This is a genomic window from Pelomonas sp. V22 (genome assembly GCF_030014915.1).
Taxonomy (GTDB): domain Bacteria; phylum Pseudomonadota; class Gammaproteobacteria; order Burkholderiales; family Burkholderiaceae_C; genus JAUASW01.
Genome location: NZ_JAGIXS010000001.1, coordinates 647,101 through 667,332, shown reverse-complemented (window position 1 = coordinate 667,332; position 20,232 = coordinate 647,101). Strand labels below are relative to the sequence as shown.

Sequence of the window (20,232 nt, the reverse complement as noted above, 5' to 3'; positions counted from 1 at the left end):
GCTCAGGCCATCAAGAGCTTGTGCACCAGCTCCGGTGTCGTGGCTGCTTCGTATTTCTTCATCAGCCGCGCTCGGTAAACGTCCACGGTGCGCGGGCTGATGCCCAGCTTCTTGCCGATCAGCTTGCTGGTCAGGCCGTCGATCAAGAGGGCGGCGATCTCGCGTTCGCGCGCGGTCAGCGTGGCGGTCAGCTGGCGGTGGCTGGACAGGTCTTCGAAGCTCCAGATGCCGCTGGCATGGGGGTCCTCGCGCTGCAGTGCGCGGCCGGTCACATGGCACCAGAACAGCTGGCCGCCGGCGCGCTTCATGATGCGGTCGTCGGCGTAGTAGCCCTCGGCGTCGAGGCTGGCGAGGATGCGCTCGCCGGTGCGCTGGAACTCGGCCGGGGAAGGGTAGAGCAGCTCGAAGCTCTGGCCTATCAGCTGCTCGCGCTCGGCCTCGAACATGGCCAGCACATGCTGGTTGCAGTCGCGGATGATGCGCTGCTCGGAGAGGATCAGGCCTATGGGCGCGAGATCGAAGGCCGTGCGGTAGTCCAGCGACATCAGAGCAGCGCGTAGGTGGTGGTGGCCTGGACGGCCAGCCGGCCTTGCTCATCCGCGATGTCGATGCTGCCGAACGCGAGGCTCTTGCCCGAGCGCAGCACCGTGGCGCGGACCGTGCAGGCGCTGCCCGAGATCGGGCGCAGGAAGCTGGTCTGCAGTTGCACCGTGGTCATGGGCCTGAAGCCCCCCAGCTTGCTGGCCAGGGCCAGCACCATGGCGGTGTCGGCCGCCGCCATGGCCGCCTGGCCGCACATCACCCCGCCGACGTGGATGTAATCGGGGCGCACCGGCATGCGCAGCAGCACGAAGTCGTCGCCGGCGTCTGCCACCTCGAAGCCCATGGCGATGATCCAGGGCGCGAAGATGGCGGGGATGCTGTCTTGCAGGGCTTGGGGCGTCATGGGCCGTAATGTATAGGGCGCCGGGCGGGGTGTGGATCAGCCAGCGAACGCTGCAGGCTTGTCTGCTGGGGCCGCTGCGTAGGCGAATTTACGTAACGACCCGAGCCGCGCCTGCGTAGTACGCTAGCCGGCGTTCCGAGTCCCTGGAGACAAACCCATGAACAAGCTCTATCCCAGCGCGGCTGCAGCGCTGGACGGCATCGTCCGCGACGGCCAGTTGCTGGCCGTCGGCGGCTTCGGCCTCTGCGGCATTCCCGAGGCCCTGATCGCTGCGCTGCGCGACAGCGGCGTCAAGAACCTCACGGTGATTTCCAACAACGCCGGCGTCGACGGCTTCGGTCTCGGCCAGCTGCTCGAGACGCGCCAGATCAAGAAGATGATCTCGAGCTATGTGGGCGAGAACAAGGAGTTCGAGCGGCAGTACCTGGCCGGCGAACTGGAGCTGGAGTTCACGCCGCAAGGCACCCTGGCCGAGAAGCTGCGCGCCGGCGGTGCCGGCATCCCGGCCTTCTTCACGCGCACCGGCGTGGGCACCATCGTGGCCGAGGGCAAGGAGCTGCGCGAGTTCGATGGCCAGACCTATGTGATGGAGCGGGCCCTGGTGCCCGAGGTGTCCCTGGTCAAGGCCTGGAAGGCCGACGAGAGCGGCAACCTGCTGTTCCGCCGCACGGCGCGCAACTTCAATCCGGCCGCCGCCATGGCCGGCAAGATCACGGTCGTGGAAGTGGAGGAGCTTGTGCCCACCGGCACGTTCGATCCGGACTCCGTCCATCTGGCCGGCATCTACGTGCACCGCATCGTGGTGAACGCCAATCCCGAGAAGCGCATCGAGAAGCGCACTCTGTCTGAGAAGAAGGGGAACTGACCATGGCCTGGACCCAAGACCAGATGGCGGCCCGCGCCGCCCAAGAGCTCGAAGACGGCTTCTACGTCAACCTCGGCATCGGCATCCCTACCCTCGTGGCCAACCATGTGCCGGCGCACAAGGAAGTCTGGCTGCAGAGCGAGAACGGCATGCTGGGCATCGGCGCCTTCCCGACCGAGGACGAGGTCGACGCCGACCTGATCAATGCCGGCAAGCAGACGGTCACCACCATTCCCGGCTCCTCGATCTTCGGCAGCCATGATTCGTTCGCGATGATCCGTGGCGGCAAGATCAACCTGTCCATCCTTGGCGCCATGCAGGTCACGGCCACGGGCGACCTGGCCAACTGGATGATCCCCGGCAAGATGGTCAAGGGCATGGGCGGCGCCATGGACCTGGTGGCCGGCGTCAAGCGCGTGATCGTGCTGATGGAGCATGTGGCGCGCAAGAAGGACGGCACGGAAGACCTGAAGATCCTGCCGCAATGCACGCTGCCGCTGACCGGCAAGGGCGTGGTCAACCGCATCATCACCGACCTCGCCGTGATGGACGTGACGCCTCAGGGCCTCAAGCTCGTGGAACTGGCCGAGGGCGTGACGCGCGAGTTCGTGCAGAGCAAGACGGGCGTGCCGCTGGTCTGAGTTTCGCGGCGGTGCCAGCAACGACAAAGGCCGGCAATGCCGGCCTTTGTTTTGGCGGGAGTCGGGAGACTCAGGCCTTGCGGCGGCGGGCGGCGCCAACGCCGACCAAGGCCACACCGACCAGGGCCAGCGAGACCGGCTCGGGCACGGTGCCGGCGTCCGAGAACGTCAGGTTGTCGAAGGTGAAGTGGCTGTCCAGCACGGCGACGCGGAACTCGTTGATGACGTCGAAGTCGATGCTGAAGTTGTAGTGACCGGCATTGCCGGCGATGTCGACCGAGGCCACCTGGGCGCCGTCGTAGTAGGCCGTGAAGCGGGCGTTGCCAGAACCACCGGCAGCGATCATGTCGACGCCGTCCAGATTGAAGTAGCCGCCGCTGGCCAGCTTGAACACGGCCGTGCCGTTGTCCATGTGGGCCATGCCGGCACCCGGCCAGTTCCAGACGGTGTTGGCCGTCATGGCCATGCCGGCCTCGGTGTAGTTCGTGTAGTTGGTCAGCGAACCAAAGGTCACGACACCAGCTTGGGCTGCCGGAGCAGCGGCAGCGATCAGAGCGGCCAGACCGAGAACGCGGGTGAGTTTGTTCAGCATTTTTTGCAATCGAAGAGGTGAGGGATGGCTTTAGCTCAGCAGATTCCGTGCCAAGGAGCTAAGTCGTTGATTTGCAATAAATCCTGACGATCTGCCGGAGTCCGTGTAAACCCTAGCGACAAGCCCGCCGGTATTAATTCACGGACGGCGGCCTGGCTTGGGCGATGGTCGCGCAACTTGGCGGACGCAGGAGCTTGCATTTCTTTACGGCTGGTTTTGCGAGGAGGCATCGGGCCTGCCGTCTAATCGCCGGTACCGCATGTCGAGGTCGAAGATGGCTAAAGAATCGCTGCAGACCATGGTGCCCGTCCCCGAAAACGCGGTGACGTGCGACTGTCCGCCACCCGCCGAGCAGCCGGTCATCGATGCCGGCGAGGCTGGTTCCGCGTCACTGCCGGTCTGGTCCAGCGCCGCCTTGCTGAGCGCCTGCGGAGGTGGCGGCGGGGGCGGCAGTCCAGCGCCCGTGCCCACACCCAGCCCTCCGCCGCCACCGCCTCCCCCACCTCCACCAGCACAACCCACCGAGGCCGAGGCCGCGCGCTTCCTGGCCCAGGCCGGTTTTGCCGCCAGCACGGCCGACATCGCCACCGTGCGTGCCAGTGGCTACGCAGCCTGGGTCGACGCCCAGCTGGCGATGCCTCGCAGCCGAGGCCATTACGACTGGATGGTGGACAAGGGCTATGCGGTGGCCGCCAACATCAACAGCTTCAACGGCGCCGACAACACGATCTGGCGCAAGCTGATTGCCTCGCCCGACCAGCTGCGCCAGCGCATGGTGCTGGCGCTGTCGGAGATCTTCGTGGCCTCGATGAACGGCATCCCGGTCAGCTGGCGTGGTTTCGTCACGGCGGCTTACGTGGACTGGCTGGAAGAAAACGCCTTCGGCAACTACCGCGACCTGCTGAACGCCGTGACGCTGTCGCCGGCCATGGGTGTCTACCTGAACATGCGCGGCAACAAGAAGGAAGACACGGCCACCGGCCGTGTGCCCGACGAGAACTATGCACGCGAGGTGATGCAGCTCTTCACCATCGGCCTGGTTCAGCTCAACCTTGACGGCACGCCCACCCTGGGCGCCGATGGCAAGGCCATCGACACCTACAACCAGACCAACATCACCGACCTGGCTCGCGTGTTCACCGGCTGGGAGTTCGACAACGCCCAGGCCGCCGATCCTGGCTACGCCAAGCGGCCCATGGTCCACATCGCCAGCCGCTTCTCGACCGGCGCCAAAAAGGTGCTGAACGTCGACATCCCGGCCTCGGCCGATGGCCCGACGGCGCTGAAGACGGCGCTGGACACGCTGGCCAACCACCCCAACGTCGGTCCCTTCATCGGCCGGCAGCTGATACAGCGCCTCGTGTGCTCCAACCCGAGCCCGGCCTATGTGCAGCGGGTCGCCACGGTGTTCAACAACAATGGCAGCGGCCAGCGCGGCGACCTGAAGGCCGTGCTCAAGGCCATCCTGCTCGACACCGAGGCCCGCAGCGCCCCGAGCGGCAACGCGAGCGGCAAGCTGCGCGAGCCGGTGCAGCGCTTCGTGCAATGGGCGCGCAATGCCGGGCTGACCTCGCCGACCGAGCTGTGGAACGTGGGCAATCTCTCGGACCCGGCCACGCGCCTCGGCCAGAGCCCGATGCGCAGCCCCTCGGTGTTCAACTTTTTCCGGCCCGGCTATGTGCCGCCCAACTCATCGCTGGGCACGGCTGGCATCACGGCGCCTGAGTTCCAGCTCTGCAACGAGAGCACGGTGGCCGGCTACCTGAACTACATGCAGATCCTGATCGCCAGCGGCGTGGGGGAGCTCAAGCCCAATTACACGGCCGAGCTGAGCGTGGCCAACGATGCAGGCAACCTCGTCGACCGCTGGGCCCTCTTGCTGGCCGCCGGGGCCTTGAGCACTGCCACGCTGAACACGATCAAGACGGCGGTCGGCAGCATCACGGCCAGCAGCGACACCGCGCGGCTCAACCGCATCCAGGCCACCATCCTTCTCGTGATGGGCTCGCCCGAATATCAAGTACAGAAATGAGGCCGGCATGAGCAACATCTCCCACCTGAAAAAGATGCAGCGCCGCGAGTTCCTGCGCCGTGCCTCAGCGCTCGGCGTCACCGGCGTGGCCGCACCCTGGGCGTTGAATCTGGCGGCCATCGGCGAGGCTGCGGCGCAGAGCGCGCCAGCGGACTACAAGGCCCTGGTCTGCATCTTCTTCTACGGCGGCAATGACTATGGCAACACCCTGGTGCCCTATGACCAGGCGAGCTACAACGCCTACGCCACGATCCGCCAGACGATTGCCACGCCGCGCGACCAACTGACCGCCACCGCGCTCACGCCGTCGGTGGCCCTGCCCGACGGCCGCCAGATGGCGCTGGCGCCGCAACTCGGCCCCTTGAAGCGGCTGTTCGATGCGGGCCACCTGGGCGTGCTGCTGAATGTGGGCACCCTGGTGCAGCCGACCACGCTGGCCCAGTACAAGGCGCAGAGCGTGCCGCTGCCGCCCAAGCTGTTCTCGCACAACGACCAGCAAAGCGTCTGGCAGGCCTCGACGCCCGAGGGCGCGGTCTCGGGCTGGGGCGGCCGCATGGGCGACCTCTTCATGGGCGGCAATGGCAATGCCACCTTCACCTGCATCAATGTCTCGGGCAACGCCGTCTTCATGTCGGGCAAGCAGGCCGTGCAGTACCAGCTCTCGACCAGCGGCGCCGTGGCCATCAATGGCGTCACCAAGCCCATGTACGGCTCACAGGCCTGTGCCGATGCCCTGCGCAGCCTGATCACGGCTCAGCGCACGCACTGGATGGAGGAGGAGCTCAACCGCGTGGTCAGCCGCTCGGTCAGTGCGCAATCCATCGTCAGCACGGCGCTGGCCGGCCTGCCGGCGCTGAAGACCACGTTCGACAGCGCCAACAGCCTGGCGACGCAGTTGCAGATGGTGGCCAAGCTGATCGCTGCGCGCTCGAGCCTGGGCGCGAGCCGCCAGGTCTTCTTCGTGTCGCTGGGCGGCTTCGACCTGCATGACTTCCTGCCCGACCAGCATCCGGGCCTGCTGACCAATATCGGCAACGCCATGGCCAGCTTCCACGACGCCATGGTCGAGATCGGCGCCAACGACCAGGTCACGGCCTTCACCGCCAGCGACTTCGGCCGCACGCTGACCAGCAATGGCGACGGCTCCGACCACGGCTGGGGCAGCCATCATTTCGTGATGGGTGGCGCGGTCAAGGGCGGACGCTTCTTCGGCCAGTTGCCCTCGGTGTCCGTCAACGGACCCGATGACGTGGGCCAGGGCCGTTTGCTGCCCACCACCTCGGTGGACCAGCTCGGCGCCACGCTGGCGTCGTGGATGGGCGTCAGCGCGACCAACCTGCCGCTGGTGATGCCGCAGATCGGCAATTACTCGCTGAAGAACATCGGCATTTTCGGCTGAGCGGCGGCCTCGCCGCCGGCCGGAAGTCATGAGAGCCGGCACGACTCGTCGGCGCGGGCCGTCGTTCGTCGCGGCGTTCGTCGCAGAGCTTCGCGGGGTTCCGTCGTTCGGTACCGGAAATCCGTGCTTCGTGCCGCTTCGCGTGGAGTTGCTCGCCATCGCTTCCTAGCATTGACTGCACGCGGTTTCGCAAGACGCGCCATCAAGGTGTCAGGCGACCGTGACTTCCCACATGTCTCACGTCAATCAAGGAGCGACCCCATGAAGAAGATCCCATCACTGGCCCTGGCCGGCCTGCTGCTGGTCAATGCCGCCACCATGGCGGCCGACCTGCAACGCGTCGAGGTCGAGGGGAAGTCCAAGTCCCCTGCGCGGACCGACGTCGCCAAGGCCTGCCCGACGGTGCTGGCCGATCTTGAGGAGGCGATGACGGCGGCCTTTGCCCGCGAAGAGCAGAGCGGTCTGGTCGATGTGCGCTTCCGCGTGCAGGACGGTGTGGTGCGTCAGGTCAAGGCCAGCGGCGGGCCGCGCGCCTACCGGCCGGCCCTGCAGCGCGCGGTCAGCAGCCTGGACTGCCAGGGCAACGGCACGAGCGGCGTGCAGGACTATGCCTTCCAGGTCGAGATCCTGGCTCCCGGCCAGCTTGCCAGCGGCGGCCGTCGCCTGGCTCTGAAGCAGTTGCCGAAAGAGGAAGCCGTTCGCTCACTATGATGGGCCGATGCATCACCCCGCCCTCCGAACCTGTAGCGCCCTGCTGGCGCTGAGCCTCAGCCTCATCGCCCGAGCGGACACGCCGGACGCCCTGCCCGAGGGCGCGACGGGCCTCGTGCCCAAGCCGGGTTGGGCCTACAAGCAGGAGGCGGTCGCCGCCGCCAATCCGCTGGCCGCTGCGGCCGGCGCGCGCATCCTGCGCGAGGGCGGCAACGCGCTCGATGCGGCCGTGGCGGTGCAGATGGCCCTGAACCTGGTCGAGCCGCAGAGCAGCGGCATAGGCGGCGGCGCCTTCCTGATGCTGTTCGACGGTGCCAAGGTCGTGGCATGGGACGGCCGCGAGACCGCTCCGGCCGCCGCCACAGCCGACATGCTGCTGCGCCCCGATGGCCGGCCGATGAACGTGGCGGACGGCGAAGGCCGTGTCGTGGCCACGCCGGGCGTGCTGGCCATGCTGCAGGCGGCCCATGCCAAGCATGGCCGCCTGCCCTGGGCCCAGCTGATGCAGCCGGCCATCGAGCTGGCGGAGCAGGGCTTTGCGGTGAGTCCGCGCCTCAACAAGCTGCTGGCGCAGGACCGCCTGCTGGTCAAGGACGAGCAGTCCAGAAGCTACTTCTTCGACGCCGAGGGCAAGCCCTGGGCGGTCGGTCATGTGCTGAAAAACCCCGCCTTCGCGGCCGTGTTGCGACGCGTGGCCGAGCTGGGGGCAGCTGCGCTTCAGCAGGGTGTCGTGGCGAAGGACATCGTGCGTCGCGTGCAGGCGCGTCAGGGCGTGCTGACCGCCGAGGATTTGCAGGCCTACCAGCCGCTGCAGCGCGAGGCGCTCTGCGCCACCTGGCGCCAGCAGTACAAGGTCTGCGGCTTCCCGCCGCCGTCGTCGGGGCAACTGACCTTGGTGCAGGTGCTGAAGCTGTTGGACTACGGTGGCGCCCCCAGCACACCGCTGCAGGCCAACGGACTGCCGAGCGCCGAATGGCTGCATCGCTATGCCGAGGCCTCCAAGCTCGCCTTCGCGGACCGCGCGCTCTACATCGCCGACCCGGCCTTCGTGCCCGCACCGGCGGGGGATTGGCAAAGCCTGCTCGACGATGACTACCTGAAGCGGCGCGCCGCCCTGATAGGCACGCAAAGCATGGGCCAGGCGGTGGCCGGCCAGCCGCGCAGCGCCGTCACCGCGCTGGCGCCGCAGCGCGATCAGCCGGAGTTCGGCACCAGCCACATCAGCGTGATCGATGCGCAAGGGCGGGGCGTGGCCATGACCACCACCATCGAGGCGGCCTTTGGCGCCCGCATCATGAGCGACGGCGGCACGGGCTTGGCCGGCGGTTTCCTCCTCAACAACCAGATGACCGATTTCTCCTTGCGCCCGCGCGAGGCCGACGGCCGTCTGGTGGCCAACCGCATCGAGCCGCTGAAGCGCCCGCGCTCCAGCATGAGCCCGACCCTGGTGTTCGACGCCAAGAGCGGCCGCCTGCTGATGAGCCTCGGTGCGCCGGGTGGGCCGGCCATCATCTCGTTCACGGCCAAGACCGTGCTGGCCACGCTGGCCTGGGGCTTGACGCCGCAGCAGGCCATCGACCTGCCCAATGTGCTCAGCATGAACACGGGGCCGCTCTACCTTGAACTCGGCCAATGGCCCGCCGAGCTGCAGCAGCAATTGCGGGAGCGCGGCCACCAGGTGCAGCAGAGCGAGCTGACCAGCGGCCTGCAGGCCATACGGCGCATGGCCGATGGCCGCCTGCTGGGCGGTGCCGACCCGCGCCGCGAGGGCATCGTCAGCGGCCGCTGAGGCTGGCGAGAGTCACAGGCCCGCGTGCCGTCAGCTGGGCCGTGATCAAGGACTTCAAGGGCGGCAGCCGCTCGGCCAGCGCGATCACGCCCTGGCGCAGCAGCCGGGCCGGTGGCCGTTCATCGGTGAACAGGCGCACGACCGCGTTCGTGCCCTGGTAGATGGGCCAGCTGGTGCGGCGGTGCTCGTCGGCGTAACGCGCGAGCCGCGTCGCATCGCCGGGGTCGGCCGCCCCCTTCAGGCAGCGGGCGAGGGTCTCGATGCCGTAGAGCCCGAGGTTGTAGCCATGGGCCGTGACCGGGTGCATGCCCACGGCGGCATCGCCGATCAGGGCAAAGCGCGGCGCCACGAAGCGATGGGCATAGGTGGCGACCAGCGGATAGTGGTGGCGCGGCCCAGCCAGGCGCAGCGTGCCGAGGCGGTCCTTGCTGTGCTGCTGCACCCAGGCCAGCCACTGTTCGTCGTTCCAGCGGAGCTGGGCCTCAGCCTGGTCGGTGGGCAGCGTCAGCACCAGCGAACTGAGGCGCGGCGACTCGGCGCCCAGAGGCAGCCAGGCCATGGTGTGGCCATGGTGGAAGCACTCCAGCGCCTGGTCCTGGTGCGGCTTCTCATGCTCGATGCGGCACAGCAGCACGCTGCGGCCGAAGTCGCGCATCTCGGCGCCTATGCCGGCCTGGCGGCGGCTGGCGGAGAAGCGGCTGTCGGCAGCGATCACGAGTGGCGCCCGGAACTGCTCGCCACCCGCCAGGCTCACGAGCGCATGGTCTTGGGCGGACAGGTCCAACGCGGTGACGCGGGTCTCGGTCCGCAACTGCACCAGTGGGCGGCGCTGCGCGCCTTGCCAGGCGATGCGGCGCAGCCAGTGGTTGGGCACCAGCGATCCGAGGCGCTCGGCGCCACCGCCATCGAAGTGCAGGGAGTTCGAAGCACTGCCGTTGAAGACGCGGGCCTGGCGCAGCGGAGAGATCGCCTCGGGCGGCAGGTCTTGCCAGGCCTGCAGCGACTGCAGCACGGCCATGCCGCGGTGGCTGAGCGCAATCTCGCGGCCGTCTTCGGGCGGATTAGCGAGTTCCGCCTCCGAGGCGGCCTCCAGAACGGTGGTGGCGACGCCGGCATCGGCCAGCGCGGCGGCCATGGACAGGCCGGCCGGGCCGGCGCCGATGATGAGGACGGGGTCTTGGAGATGAGCCATCCCGCCAGACTAAGGCGCCTGCGCGCCCGCCATGTTGAGCCGGGTCAGGCTTGCATCAACGCGAGCGCGATTTCAGGGCCCACATCAGCAGGGCAATGAAGAGGCCGTACAGCGCGCCGCTCCAGATCTCGTAGGGCAGTCCGAGCAGGCGGTAGCCGGCGGCATCGGCACAGGAGGCCGTGACCATGAAGACCTTGGGCCACAGTTCCTCAAGGCCCAGATCCGTCAGCACGCGGTCGGCGAAGGTGCGGTCGCAGGAGGCCATCTTGCTGGCCACGTCATGCTGGTACCAGGCCGAGGCCAGGCCCGCCAGGGCCAGCAGCGGCACGGCCACGAGGCTGGCCAGCAAGGCCGGCTTGAAGCGCTGCAGCAGCCAGCCGAGGCCCGCCACCACGCCGATCACGATGAAGATGAAGCGCTGCAGCACGCACCAGGGGCAGGGCCGCACCTTGAAGCCATGCTGGGCAATCAGCGCGGCGGCGACGCCGGCAAACGAGAGCAGGCAGATCAGCAGCAGGACGCGGGCAGGCTTCAGCGTCATGGCTTACTCGACCTCGGCCACCATGTCGATCTCGACGCAGGCGCCCATCGGGATCTGGGCCACGCCGAAGGCGGCGCGTGCATGGGCGCCGACCTGCGGGCCGAAGACCTGCGCCATCAGCTCCGAGGCGCCATTGGTCACCAGGTGGTGCTCGGTGTAGTCGCCGGTGCTGTTGACCAGGCTCACCAGCTTGACGATGCGCTTGACCTTGTTCAGATCGCCAACGGCCGCGTGCAGCGTGCCCAGCAGGTCGATGGCGATGGCGCGCGCGGCGGCCTGGCCGGTGGCGGTATCGGTGTCGCGGCCCAGCTGACCGACCCAGGGCTTGCCGTCCTTCTTGGCGATGTGGCCCGACAGGAACACCAGCTTGCCGCTCTGCACGAAGGGCACATAGGCCGCGACCGGCGCTGCCACGGGCGGCAGCGTGATGCCCAGTTCGCTCAGCTTGTCATAGACATTGTTGGTGTTGCTCATGGCGCCCTCGTTGACTTGAAATTGGCCGGCATCCTACACCGGGGGAGGAGATGGGGAGCCGCGCACAGACGGCCATGACGGCCATGGACTTGGCCGGCCCACTGATGGGCTGGCTGCTCGGCCTGCGGCTGCTGCAGGCGCTGCCGCGCCTGCCGGGTGAAGGCGAGTTCGCCCTGCTGGTGCTGCTGATCGCCGGTTTGGCGGTACTGGCATGGCGGTGGCGATGGTGGGGGCTCAGCTTGCTGCTCGCCGCGCTGGTCGCGCTGGCCTTTGGCAGTTGGCGCGCTGAGCAGCGATTGGCCGAGGAGCTGCCGGCCGCCTGGGAGGGGCGCGATGTCTGGCTGAAGGGCCAGGTCACCGCCTTGCCGCAGGCCGTGCCGGGGCAACTGGGGGCACCCGGCTGGCGCTTTCGCTTCAGCGTCGAGCAAGCGCGCGATGAGCGGGGCCAGGTCTTGCCCACCATCCCCCGCGAGCTGCTGCTGAGCCAGTATGCCCAGGAGGGCGGAGGGGCCGCCTTGCAGCCGTGGCGAGCGGGCCAGCGCTGGGAGCTGGTGGCGCGGCTGCGCCGGCCCCATGCCTTGTCCAATCCCCATGCCTTCGACTACGAGCTGTGGCTGCTCGAGCAAGGCATTCGCGCCACCGGCGTGCTGAGGCCCGTGCTGCCGCAGCGCCTCAGCGATTCACGCTGGTCGCAGATCGACGGCCTGCGGCAAGACCTGCGCGAGGCTATCCAGCGCCGCATTGCCGATCCGGGCCATGCGGCGCTGCTGGCAGCGCTGAGTCTCGGCGACCAGGCCGCGATAGGCCGGGGCGATTGGGCGCTGTACCGGGACACGGGTATCGCCCATTTGGTCGCGATTTCAGGCATGCACGTCACCATGCTGGCCTGGGCGTCGCAGGCCCTGGTGCTTGCGCTTTGGCGGCGCAGCAGCCGGGCCTGCCTGTGGCTGCCGGCGCCCGTGGTGGCCTGCTGGGCGGGCGTGATCACGGCGCTGGCCTACGCCATGTTCGCCGGCTGGGGCGTGCCGGCCCAGCGCACGGTCTGGATGCTGGCCGGCGTGGCCCTGCTGCGCAGCGCCGGCCTGCGCTGGCCCTGGCCCTTGCAGTTGCTGGCGGCTGCGGCCCTGGTGACGCTGGTCGACCCCTGGGCCGTGGCGCAAGCGGGCTTCTGGCTGTCGTTTGCCGCCGTGGGCTTGCTCATGGCAGGCGGCCAGGCGCCACCCAAAGGTTGGCGCGCGCACCTGCTGGCGGGCCTGCGAGCCCAGGGCGTGGCCACGCTGGGCCTGGCGCCGCTCACCTTGCTGTTCTTCCAGCAACTCTCTGTCGTGGGCCTGCTGGCCAACCTGGTGGCGATACCGCTGGTCAGCCTGGTGATCACGCCACTGGCCCTGGCGGGCGCGTTGCTGCCTTGGCTCTGGCAGGTCGCTGCCTGGTGTGCCGAGGGACTGCGTTGGTATCTGCAAGGGCTGCAAGGCCTGCCCGGCGCCGTCTGGTGGCTGCCGGTGGCGCCACTCTGGGCCCAGGCGCTGGGCTTGCTGGGCGGCACGCTGCTGGTCCTGCCGCTGCCCTGGCGCTTGCGCCTGTTCGGGCCGCCGCTGGCCCTCGCCTTGTTGTGGCCAGCGCCCGAGCGGCCGGTGGCAGGGCGCTTCGAACTGCTGGCACCCGACGTGGGCCAGGGCATGGCGGTGCTGGTGCGCACGCAACAGCATGCCTTGCTCTTCGACGCCGGCCCGCAATGGGGGCCGGAGAGTGACGCGGGCCAGCGCGTGCTGCTGCCGCTGCTGCGCGCGCTCGGCGAGCGGCGGTTGGATGTCTTGATGCTGAGCCACCGCGACAGCGACCATGTGGGCGGCGCTGCCGCGTTGCTGAGCGGCCTGCAGGTCGTTTCGCTCAGCAGTTCGCTGGAGGCCGGCCATGCGCTGCTGCGCGGCCGCGAGACGATCCGCTGCCAGGCCGGCCAGCGCTGGCAATGGGATGGCGTGAGTTTCGAAGTGCTGCAACCTGCGGGCGGTGATTACCGCGCTTCCGTCAAGAGCAATGCCCTGTCCTGTGTGGTCCGTGTGGTCGATGCCGAGGGCCGCTCGGCCCTGCTGACCGGCGACATCGAGGCGGCGCAGGAACGTGACTTGCTGGAACGAGGGGCAGGTCTTGCCAGCACGCTGCTGCTGGTACCGCACCACGGCAGCAAGACCTCGTCGACGGCAGCTTTCCTCGCGGCGGTCGCACCGGACATGGCCTTGGTCCAGGCCGGCTACCGCAACCGCTTCGGCCACCCGGCCCTCGAGGTGCTGGCGCGCTACCAGGCCGAGGGCATCAAGGTCTGGAACTCAGCGGATTGCGGTGCGTGGCGCTGGCGCAGCCAGGACGCGTCACCAAACTGTCAGCGTGACAGCCAGCGGCGCTACTGGCAGAGCCGGCCGCTTGAGGGCGAGGCGCTTGGCCCCGAACTTGGCGAGGCGGGCGGCTGAGGCGCGGCGAACGCCCGGCCGTCGAGTGCGCTGTTGAATCCACAAGGCAAGGCGACCTCAGTATCTCTGGCGGCCTAGTTTTTCTTGGCGTTCAAATAGTCCACGGCCAGTTGGGTCAAAGCCTCGACCCCGGTTGTCAGCGCCTCTTCGTCGGGATTGAACCGGGGAGAATGGTTTGCAAACCATGCGCCCTGCGCATCGCTGCTTGCCTTTCCATTCACCCCCAAAAAGAAGAAGAGCGATGGCACGCGCTGCGTGTAATAGGCAAAATCTTCCGACGTCGGGCTCGCCGAAACATTTTCGTCAAAGCCGTTCCTGGCGACCCGTTTGAGGGTTCCGGCCATTTGCTGCACCAGGGCCGGATCATTCCAGTTGATGGGGTAGCCGGGATCGAAAGTCACCACGGCTTCCGCATTGGAAGCCTGCGCAATGTATTTGGCGGTATCGCGCACGCGCTGCAGTATTTGTTGCCGCATCGCGGGGTCGAATGTGCGAATGGTGCCATTCATCTGCACCGATTCCGGAATCACATTGCCGCGTTGCCCGGCATGAATCGCGCCCACGCTGATCACTGCAGGTGCCCGGGTCAAATCGATATTGCGACTGACAATGGTTTGCAGGGCCAAAACCGTTTGTGCCGCAATCACGATCGGATCGTTCCCCTGCCACGGCAAGGCACCGTGTGTCTGGCGACCTTTGATTTCGATATTGAAAGAATCGCCGGCGGCCATGATGCCATTGGAGCGCCACGACAATTGGCCGCTGCGTGCGGGCGTGATGCCGACATGCAAACCGAACATGGCGTCGACCTTGGGGTGGTCCAGGACGCCGTCGGCCACCATGCGTTCGGCGCCGCTGCTGGTGTTCGGCAATCCTTCTTCGGCGGGTTGAAACAGCAGTTTGACTTGCCCGCGAAAGTGTTGGCGGTGCGTTGACAACCATTGAGCGGCGCCCAGCAACATGGCCATGTGCATGTCGTGGCCACAGGCATGCATGGCCGATATTTTCTTGCCGTCGACCGTGGTTTGGGCTTTGGCTGCAAAGGGCAGGCCGGTTTGCTCCTCGATTGGCAGGGCATCCATGTCGGCGCGCAATGCAACGACGGGCCCCGGTCGGCCGCTATCGATGATGGCGACGACACCCGTGCCGGCAATTCCGGACTTGGGCGACAGCCCCATTTTCTTCAACTCAGCCGCAATGTACTCAGCGCTGCGCCTTTCAGCGAAAGCGAGTTCTGGATTCTCATGAAAATGTCGCCGCCAAACTTGCAGTGTCGGCAGCATTTGCTGAAAACCCGCATCGGGTCGCTCCGCATTGCGGGCCACTGCAGACATGGAAATGGCTGCAAGGAACAGGCATGCAACTGATCTTGAATGAAACGACATGTCAATCTCGCTGAGCTGGTCAATGACTGGTGAGCATAAATTCCCGCGCTGGCGGTTCCTGGCCATCTGCCAAAACCCTGCCGGCCTGCCGGCTCACGAGTTTGGCGAAGCCGGCGGCTGCGCCGTGCCCATCATCCGCATCGCCTGCAGCTCCCGCCCCAGCTCGATCACCGTCATTGCGTAGTAGGACGACTGGTTGTAGCGGGTCAGCGCATAGAAGTTCTGCGTGCCGAGGCGGTAGACCGGGGCGGCCTTGTCGCCCATCTGCAGCTCGATCACCGCCATGGGGCCAGCGTGCTGCAAGGCGGCGTCGGAGGGCTGGGCGCCCAGCTCCTGCAGCTGGGCGGCGCTGAACGTGGGGCGGATGTCGGGCGCCAGCAGTTGCGCGATTTGCGCGCGGGCCGTGGTCTCGCTCGGCATCTGCAGCGTGTAGTCGCTGGCCTGTCCGCGTTGCCAGCCATGCTCGGCCAGGAAGTTGGCCACGCTGCCGATGGCGTCGACCGGGCTGCCGATCAGGTCGATCTGGCCGTCGCCATCGAAGTCCAGCGCATAGCGGTTCCAGCTGCCCGGCATGAACTGGCCGTAGCCCATGGCGCCGGCGTAGGAGCCCTTGAAGCCGGCCGGGTCCAGGCCTTCGTGGCGGGCCAGCAGCAGCAGCTCCACCAGCTGCTGGCGGAAGAAGGCGCTGCGGTCGCTGCGGCCCTTGGGGAACTCAAAGCTGAGCGTGACCAGGGCGTCGAGCGCCGAGAAGCCGCCCATGATGCGGCCGTAGAAGGTCTCGACGCCAAGGATTCCCATGATGACCGAGGCCGGCACGCCGAAGCGCTCCTCGGCCCTTGTGAGGGCGGCCTCGTGCTGGGCCCAGAAGGCGAGGCCGGCCTGCAGGCGCAGCGGCTCGATGAAGCGGGCGCGGTAGGCGCCCCAGTCCTTGGTCGCGCCCACCGGCGCCGGCATGATCAGGCGCTGCACGGCCGGCACGATTTTGGCGGCGGCCAACTGGCGGCGCAGCAGGGCCGCGTCGAAGCCCTGCTCGGCGGCCAGCTCGGCCGCGAACTGGCGCATGTCGGCGCGGTCACCGAGCGGGCGGGGCGCGGCGTCGCGGACCTTCTTGGCAAGCGGCTTGGACTTGGAGGGCTTCTGCGTGGCGGCTTCAAGGGGCGCGGCAGCGAGCGCGAGGGCGACGCTCAGCGCGAGGATTCTCAGGATCATGGAGGGACGGGCAACAGCAAGGGCTCAGCGATTGGCCCGCAGCATACGTCCTGCCGCGCGCAGCCTGGCCCACCAGCGCCGCCGCGCCCGCCAATCCTGCGCGACTGCGGAACTGCCGTAGCGCGAAGCCTCCAGCGCCAGCAACAGCTCCACCAGCGGCCGTGCCGCCTCGCCATGGCGCTGCTGCAAGAGCGTCGCCCATTGCCGGGGGCCTTGGTGCGCTTCGGCCTGCACGTCCAGCCGGCGCAGCAGCGTCAGTACACGACTGCGCTGACGGCTCCAGGCGTCGTGCGGCCTTTGCTGCCAGCGCATCCAGCCCCAGCCAATCAGCGTGGCCGTGAGGATCAGGCCGGCGACGAGCTGACCCAGCGCGGTCCAGTCGGGCTGCTCGAAGCCCAGGCCCTTCAGGAGATTGAACTGCTCGCCACGCGAATAGTTCAGCACCAGTTGCTGCCAGCGGTTGTTGAGGGTTTCCCAACTGCTGCGCAGGCCGCGCCAGAGCGCGGGGCTCATGCTGCCGATCACGCCCGCAATCGCGCCCGGCGCGGGCTGCAGTGAGCGGCCGGCGTTGATGCGCTCCGGCGCGACGGCCGCCGTGGGGTCGGCGCGAACCCAGCCGCGGCCGGGCACCCAGTATTCAGCCCAGGCGTGAGCATTGCTGTTGCGCACGATGAGGTAGCCGTCCTGCGGAATCGGGTCCACGCCCTGGAAGCCGGTGACCACGCGGGCCGGCACATCCATGGCCCGCATCACGACGACGAAGGCAGCGGCGAAATGCTCGCAAAAGCCCAGGCGCCGGTCGAACCAGAACTCGTCGATCAGGTGCGGGCTCTGCTCGCCATAGCGGCCCGGCTCCAGCGTGTAGATGAAGTCGGCTGTGCGGATGTGCTGCATCACGGCTTCCACCAGTGCTGGCGTGCTGGCGTCCTGGCCCATGCGATTGCGCAGTGCCAAGGCCCAGCCCAGGGTGCGTGGGTTGAGGCCTGGTGGCAAGGCGGTGTACTCGCGCAAGGTGGGCGTGCGGGCCAGCGGCCCATGCTGATGCTGGAGCCAGACCTGCTGCGTGAAGCGCAGCCTTTCGGTCACTGGCCGGCTGGCCAGCCATTCGAGCTCGGCGCCCCGGCGCAGCTGCATCTGGTCGAGCGACCAGGCGGCACCCGGAGGTTCGCGGCCCAGTTCCAGCAGTGGCAGCACCGGGATGCGCAGCGGTTCCAGCGTCACCTCGACGCTCAGTGGCGCGCCCTCGACCCGGGGCGCTGCATCGCGCATGGGCATGGCGCGCTTGCTGGGCCGCCAGCTGCGGCCGTCGAAGCTGGAGAGCACCGGCCCGCGGAAGTACAGGGCCGAACTCGGCGGCACCGCACCTTCGAACTTCAGGCGCATGGCGACGCTGTCGTCGTTGGCGATCTCGCTCATGGCGCCGAAATCCATGCGGTCCGACAGCCCGGTCTTGCCCACGGCATCAGCCGGCACGCCCCACAGCGGCGCGATGCGCGGGAACAGGAAGAACAGCGCCAGCATCAGCGGCAGGCCCAGCAGCGTGTTGCGCGCGGCCTGCTTCGCGGCCAGCAGCAGCGAGGGCTGACCTATGGGCATCTGGGCCAGCACGACGGAGCTGAGCAGGGCCCAGACCGTGAGCAGCATCCACAGCGCGGTCAGGAGCGACTGCGAGTAGAGAAAGCCGGTCAGGACCAGGAAGAAGCCGAGGAAGAACACCACAAAGGCATCGCGGCGGGCCCGCAGCTCCAGCGTCTTCAGCGCCATCAGCAGGGTCAGCATGGTGATGCCGGGCTCGCGGCCTATCAGGCTGCGGAAGCTGAGCCAGGTCAGGCCAGCGGTGATCACCAGCAGGGCGACCAGGCCCCAGCGCCCGGGCAGGGCGGCACCGCGCCAGGCCAGTTGGCCGCGCCAGAGCAGCACCAGCGCCGTCATCAGGCTGCACCACCAGGGCAGGTGGTCGGCATGGGGTAGCAGCGTGGCGGCGATGGTGGCGAGCAGGAACAGGGTGTCGCGGGTGTCGCGCGGCAGCCGGGCGAGGCGCTCGGAGAGCCAGCTCATGAGGACCGCCCCGGCGCCGCCAGCGCCAGCAGTTCCAGGCAGGCGCGGCGGTGCTCGGCGCCCTGCGCCGGTGCCAGGTCTTGCCCGGCGAGCTTCAGGCCATAGGGGTGGCCCTGGCTCTCGGCCGCCAGCACCCAGGCGCAGAGGCGCGAGAGCCGGGCCTCCCAGTCGCGGCCGGCGGTGTCGGCAATGTCCAGCCAAAGCCGCTGGCTGGCCGGCGCGCGGGTTTCGCGCACCCACAGCGTGCCGCCTTGCTCTAGCGCGAGGGCGGCCTTCTTCCAGACCACCTGGCGCAGGCTGTCGCCGCGCCGGTAGGCGCGCACGCCCTCGAAGTCCTGGCCCGGCACCAGGGCGGCACCGCTCACCTCGCCGGCCTCGGCCGTCTGGGCGCTGGGCGCGAAGGGCACAGCCGGGCTTTCGGGCGCCGGATAGACCCAGACCTTGGCCGCCGGCCGCCAGATGCTCCAGGCGCCGAACAGGCCGAGCGGGAAGCGGGTCTCGATGCGCAGCGTCGGCAGCTCGCACAGGCCGCGCCCTGGCGCCTTGAAGCGCACATGGACGAGGGCGTGGCCTTTCTCGGGCACATCGCACCAGGCCGTCTCGCCGTCTTCCTGCACGCGGATGCCGACGCCGTAGCGGGCCCGCCCGCTGTTGTGCACACGGACCTCCAGCTGCAGGTCGCCGCCGGCAAAGCCGGGCGCGGGCTCGCGCAGGTCCAGCTGCAGGCCGCGCAGATTGCCGTGCGTGCTGTGCATGGAGGCAAAGCCGGCACCGGCCAGAAGAAAGGTCAGCATGTAGCCAAGGCTCAGCTGGTCGTTGATCGACGCCACCAGCAGCACGCAGAGCGTGGCGCAGAAGGCGAGGCCCGGCCGGCTGGGCAGGATGTAGATGTTGTTCTGCCCCATCAGGTGCACATCGCGCCGCTGGTGGCGGGCGGCCCACCAGGCGTCGATGCGCTGGCGTATCGAGCCGGCCATCAGGGCAGCGGTATTGCTTCGATCATGGCGCGCACCTGCTCGGTCGCACCCCGACCGGCACCGGCGCGCGGCCGCAGGCGGTGGGCGATGGTCTGCGGCAGGATGGCCTGCACGTCGTCGGGTGCCACGAAGTCGCGCTGGTCGAGCAGGGCGCGTGCGCGTGCGGCTCGCAGCACGCCGAGGCCGGCGCGCGGGCTCAGGCCCTCGCTGAACCACTGGCCCGAGCGCGTGGCGGCGATCAGGGCCTGCAGGTAGTCGAGCAGGGCCGGCGAGGCATGGATGGTCTTGACCGCCGCCTGTGCGGTCAGCACATCGGCCGGCGTCATCAAGGGCCGCAGCGCGCGGATGGCTTCGCGGCTGTCCTGGCCCATCAAGAGTTCGCGTTCCGAGGCGCTGTCGGGGTAGCCCAGCGAGATGCACATCAGGAAGCGATCCAGCTGCGATTCGGGCAGTGGATAGGTGCCGAGCTGCTCGCTCGGGTTCTGCGTGGCGATGACGAAGAAGGGCTGCGGCAGGGCATGGCTCGCGCCATCGATGCTGACCTGGTTCTCTTCCATCGCTTCCAAGAGCGCGCTCTGGGTCTTGGGGCCGGCACGGTTGATCTCGTCGGACAGCAGCACCTGGGCGAATACCGGGCCGGGATGGAAGACGAAGCCGGCCTTCTCCCTCTCGTAGATGCTCACGCCCAGCAGGTCGGACGGCATCAGGTCGGCCGTGAACTGCAGGCGCGAGAACTTGAGGCCCATGGACACGGCCAGCGCATGGGCCAGCGTGGTCTTGCCGACGCCGGGCAGGTCTTCGATCAAGAGGTGGCCACCGGCGATCAGGCAGGCCACGGCGTCGCGGATCTGGCCGGGTTTGCCCTTGATGATCGTGCTAATCTGGCGTTGCAAGTCGCCGAGTTGCCGGGCCACCTGGGCTTGAGACTCTTTCGTTGATTGCGTCATGCGGCG

Annotated in this window: 18 protein-coding genes; 7 read left to right on the top strand and 11 right to left on the bottom strand. The window is 68.2% G+C overall.

Features of this window, described 5'->3' with window-relative positions:
* Positions 1-2 precede the first annotated feature (2 nt).
* On the bottom strand, positions 3-548 hold the full coding sequence (locus J7U46_RS02945; protein WP_282824946.1) for a LuxR C-terminal-related transcriptional regulator: 546 nt from the start codon (positions 546-548) through the stop codon (positions 3-5).
* Entirely contained in the window at positions 545-946 is a 402-nt protein-coding gene (locus tag J7U46_RS02940) for a PaaI family thioesterase (protein WP_282823333.1), read from the bottom strand. Before J7U46_RS02940 ends, J7U46_RS02945 begins: the two co-directional genes overlap by 4 nt.
* Before the next feature lie 157 nt (positions 947-1,103).
* Here J7U46_RS02940 and J7U46_RS02935 point away from each other — a divergent pair, with 157 nt between their 5' ends.
* Both J7U46_RS02935 and J7U46_RS02930 read left to right on the top strand, forming a co-directional pair.
* Positions 1,104-1,811 (top strand): CoA transferase subunit A, encoded by a 708-nt coding sequence (locus J7U46_RS02935; protein ID WP_282823332.1) that lies wholly within the window; start codon positions 1,104-1,106, stop codon positions 1,809-1,811.
* A gap of 2 nt (positions 1,812-1,813) precedes the next feature.
* Positions 1,814-2,452 carry a 3-oxoacid CoA-transferase subunit B gene (locus tag J7U46_RS02930; protein ID WP_282823331.1) on the top strand — a complete coding sequence of 213 codons (639 nt, stop codon included), beginning with the start codon at positions 1,814-1,816 and terminating at the stop codon, positions 2,450-2,452.
* A gap of 70 nt (positions 2,453-2,522) precedes the next feature.
* Here the strand turns inward: J7U46_RS02930 and J7U46_RS02925 are convergent, their stop codons facing one another.
* A complete protein-coding gene (locus J7U46_RS02925; RefSeq protein WP_282823330.1) occupies positions 2,523-3,044 on the bottom strand; it encodes a PEP-CTERM sorting domain-containing protein in 522 nt (173 codons plus the stop codon).
* 274 nt (positions 3,045-3,318) lie between these two features.
* Here J7U46_RS02925 and J7U46_RS02920 point away from each other — a divergent pair, with 274 nt between their 5' ends.
* The 4 genes from J7U46_RS02920 to ggt all read left to right on the top strand — a co-directional run bounded on the left by J7U46_RS02920 (position 3,319) and on the right by ggt (position 8,975).
* Positions 3,319-5,076 carry a DUF1800 domain-containing protein gene (locus tag J7U46_RS02920; RefSeq protein WP_282823329.1) on the top strand — a complete coding sequence of 586 codons (1,758 nt, stop codon included), beginning with the start codon at positions 3,319-3,321 and terminating at the stop codon, positions 5,074-5,076.
* A 7-nt stretch (positions 5,077-5,083) separates the two neighbouring features.
* Positions 5,084-6,475, top strand: a complete 1,392-nt coding sequence (locus J7U46_RS02915) for a DUF1501 domain-containing protein (protein ID WP_282823328.1) — start codon at positions 5,084-5,086, stop codon at positions 6,473-6,475.
* Positions 6,476-6,736: 261 nt separating this feature from the next.
* On the top strand, positions 6,737-7,186 hold the full coding sequence (locus J7U46_RS02910; RefSeq protein WP_282823327.1) for a hypothetical protein: 450 nt from the start codon (positions 6,737-6,739) through the stop codon (positions 7,184-7,186).
* Positions 7,187-7,193: 7 nt separating this feature from the next.
* Positions 7,194-8,975, top strand: coding sequence for a gamma-glutamyltransferase (ggt, locus tag J7U46_RS02905; RefSeq protein WP_282823326.1), 1,782 nt, complete (start codon positions 7,194-7,196; stop codon positions 8,973-8,975).
* On the opposite strand, the gene ubiM is transcribed toward ggt, so the two are convergent.
* The 3 genes from ubiM to J7U46_RS02890 are packed head-to-tail and all read right to left on the bottom strand — an operon-like array spanning position 8,962 to position 11,182.
* On the bottom strand, positions 8,962-10,167 hold the full coding sequence (gene ubiM / locus J7U46_RS02900) for a 5-demethoxyubiquinol-8 5-hydroxylase UbiM (protein WP_282823325.1): 1,206 nt from the start codon (positions 10,165-10,167) through the stop codon (positions 8,962-8,964). The two genes, ggt and ubiM, sit on opposite strands and share 14 nt — an antisense overlap.
* A gap of 55 nt (positions 10,168-10,222) precedes the next feature.
* Entirely contained in the window at positions 10,223-10,708 is a 486-nt protein-coding gene (locus tag J7U46_RS02895) for a disulfide bond formation protein B (protein ID WP_282823324.1), read from the bottom strand.
* A gap of 3 nt (positions 10,709-10,711) precedes the next feature.
* Positions 10,712-11,182: a RidA family protein gene (locus J7U46_RS02890; RefSeq protein WP_282823323.1), complete on the bottom strand. Its 471-nt coding sequence runs from the start codon at positions 11,180-11,182 to the stop codon at positions 10,712-10,714.
* 74 nt (positions 11,183-11,256) lie between these two features.
* Here J7U46_RS02890 and J7U46_RS02885 point away from each other — a divergent pair, with 74 nt between their 5' ends.
* Positions 11,257-13,650 carry a DNA internalization-related competence protein ComEC/Rec2 gene (locus tag J7U46_RS02885; protein WP_282823322.1) on the top strand — a complete coding sequence of 798 codons (2,394 nt, stop codon included), beginning with the start codon at positions 11,257-11,259 and terminating at the stop codon, positions 13,648-13,650.
* A 74-nt stretch (positions 13,651-13,724) separates the two neighbouring features.
* Here the strand turns inward: J7U46_RS02885 and J7U46_RS02880 are convergent, their stop codons facing one another.
* The 5 genes from J7U46_RS02880 to J7U46_RS02860 all read right to left on the bottom strand — a co-directional run bounded on the left by J7U46_RS02880 (position 13,725) and on the right by J7U46_RS02860 (position 20,226).
* Positions 13,725-14,984, bottom strand: a complete 1,260-nt coding sequence (locus J7U46_RS02880; RefSeq protein ID WP_282823321.1) for an amidohydrolase — start codon at positions 14,982-14,984, stop codon at positions 13,725-13,727.
* Positions 14,985-15,128: 144 nt separating this feature from the next.
* A complete protein-coding gene (gene mltB, locus J7U46_RS02875; RefSeq protein WP_282823320.1) occupies positions 15,129-16,244 on the bottom strand; it encodes a lytic murein transglycosylase B in 1,116 nt (371 codons plus the stop codon).
* Between the two features lie 24 nt (positions 16,245-16,268).
* Complete coding sequence (locus J7U46_RS02870) at positions 16,269-18,302, bottom strand: DUF3488 and transglutaminase-like domain-containing protein (protein ID WP_282823319.1); 2,034 nt, start codon at positions 18,300-18,302, stop codon at positions 16,269-16,271.
* Positions 18,299-19,279 carry a DUF58 domain-containing protein gene (locus J7U46_RS02865; RefSeq protein WP_282823318.1) on the bottom strand — a complete coding sequence of 327 codons (981 nt, stop codon included), beginning with the start codon at positions 19,277-19,279 and terminating at the stop codon, positions 18,299-18,301. Before J7U46_RS02865 ends, J7U46_RS02870 begins: the two co-directional genes overlap by 4 nt.
* Positions 19,279-20,226 carry a MoxR family ATPase gene (locus tag J7U46_RS02860; RefSeq protein WP_282823317.1) on the bottom strand — a complete coding sequence of 316 codons (948 nt, stop codon included), beginning with the start codon at positions 20,224-20,226 and terminating at the stop codon, positions 19,279-19,281. Before J7U46_RS02860 ends, J7U46_RS02865 begins: the two co-directional genes overlap by 1 nt.
* Positions 20,227-20,232: the final 6 nt, after the last annotated feature.

What these genes read in the sequence shown, in the direction of transcription:
- J7U46_RS02940 (WP_282823333.1), bottom strand. Translation starts at nt 946, where the DNA reads ATGACGCCCCAAGCCCTGCAAGACAGCATCCCCGCCATCTTCGCGCCC.
- J7U46_RS02935 (WP_282823332.1), top strand. Translation starts at nt 1,104, where the DNA reads ATGAACAAGCTCTATCCCAGCGCGGCTGCAGCGCTGGACGGCATCGTC.
- J7U46_RS02930 (WP_282823331.1), top strand. Translation starts at nt 1,814, where the DNA reads ATGGCCTGGACCCAAGACCAGATGGCGGCCCGCGCCGCCCAAGAGCTC.
- J7U46_RS02925 (WP_282823330.1), bottom strand. Translation starts at nt 3,044, where the DNA reads ATGCTGAACAAACTCACCCGCGTTCTCGGTCTGGCCGCTCTGATCGCT.
- J7U46_RS02920 (WP_282823329.1), top strand. Translation starts at nt 3,319, where the DNA reads ATGGCTAAAGAATCGCTGCAGACCATGGTGCCCGTCCCCGAAAACGCG.
- J7U46_RS02915 (WP_282823328.1), top strand. Translation starts at nt 5,084, where the DNA reads ATGAGCAACATCTCCCACCTGAAAAAGATGCAGCGCCGCGAGTTCCTG.
- J7U46_RS02910 (WP_282823327.1), top strand. Translation starts at nt 6,737, where the DNA reads ATGAAGAAGATCCCATCACTGGCCCTGGCCGGCCTGCTGCTGGTCAAT.
- ggt (WP_282823326.1), top strand. Translation starts at nt 7,194, where the DNA reads ATGCATCACCCCGCCCTCCGAACCTGTAGCGCCCTGCTGGCGCTGAGC.
- ubiM (WP_282823325.1), bottom strand. Translation starts at nt 10,167, where the DNA reads ATGGCTCATCTCCAAGACCCCGTCCTCATCATCGGCGCCGGCCCGGCC.
- J7U46_RS02895 (WP_282823324.1), bottom strand. Translation starts at nt 10,708, where the DNA reads ATGACGCTGAAGCCTGCCCGCGTCCTGCTGCTGATCTGCCTGCTCTCG.
- J7U46_RS02890 (WP_282823323.1), bottom strand. Translation starts at nt 11,182, where the DNA reads ATGAGCAACACCAACAATGTCTATGACAAGCTGAGCGAACTGGGCATC.
- J7U46_RS02885 (WP_282823322.1), top strand. Translation starts at nt 11,257, where the DNA reads ATGACGGCCATGGACTTGGCCGGCCCACTGATGGGCTGGCTGCTCGGC.
- J7U46_RS02880 (WP_282823321.1), bottom strand. Translation starts at nt 14,984, where the DNA reads ATGTCTGCAGTGGCCCGCAATGCGGAGCGACCCGATGCGGGTTTTCAG.
- mltB (WP_282823320.1), bottom strand. Translation starts at nt 16,244, where the DNA reads ATGATCCTGAGAATCCTCGCGCTGAGCGTCGCCCTCGCGCTCGCTGCC.
- J7U46_RS02870 (WP_282823319.1), bottom strand. Translation starts at nt 18,302, where the DNA reads ATGAGCTGGCTCTCCGAGCGCCTCGCCCGGCTGCCGCGCGACACCCGC.
- J7U46_RS02865 (WP_282823318.1), bottom strand. Translation starts at nt 19,279, where the DNA reads ATGGCCGGCTCGATACGCCAGCGCATCGACGCCTGGTGGGCCGCCCGC.
- J7U46_RS02860 (WP_282823317.1), bottom strand. Translation starts at nt 20,226, where the DNA reads ATGACGCAATCAACGAAAGAGTCTCAAGCCCAGGTGGCCCGGCAACTC.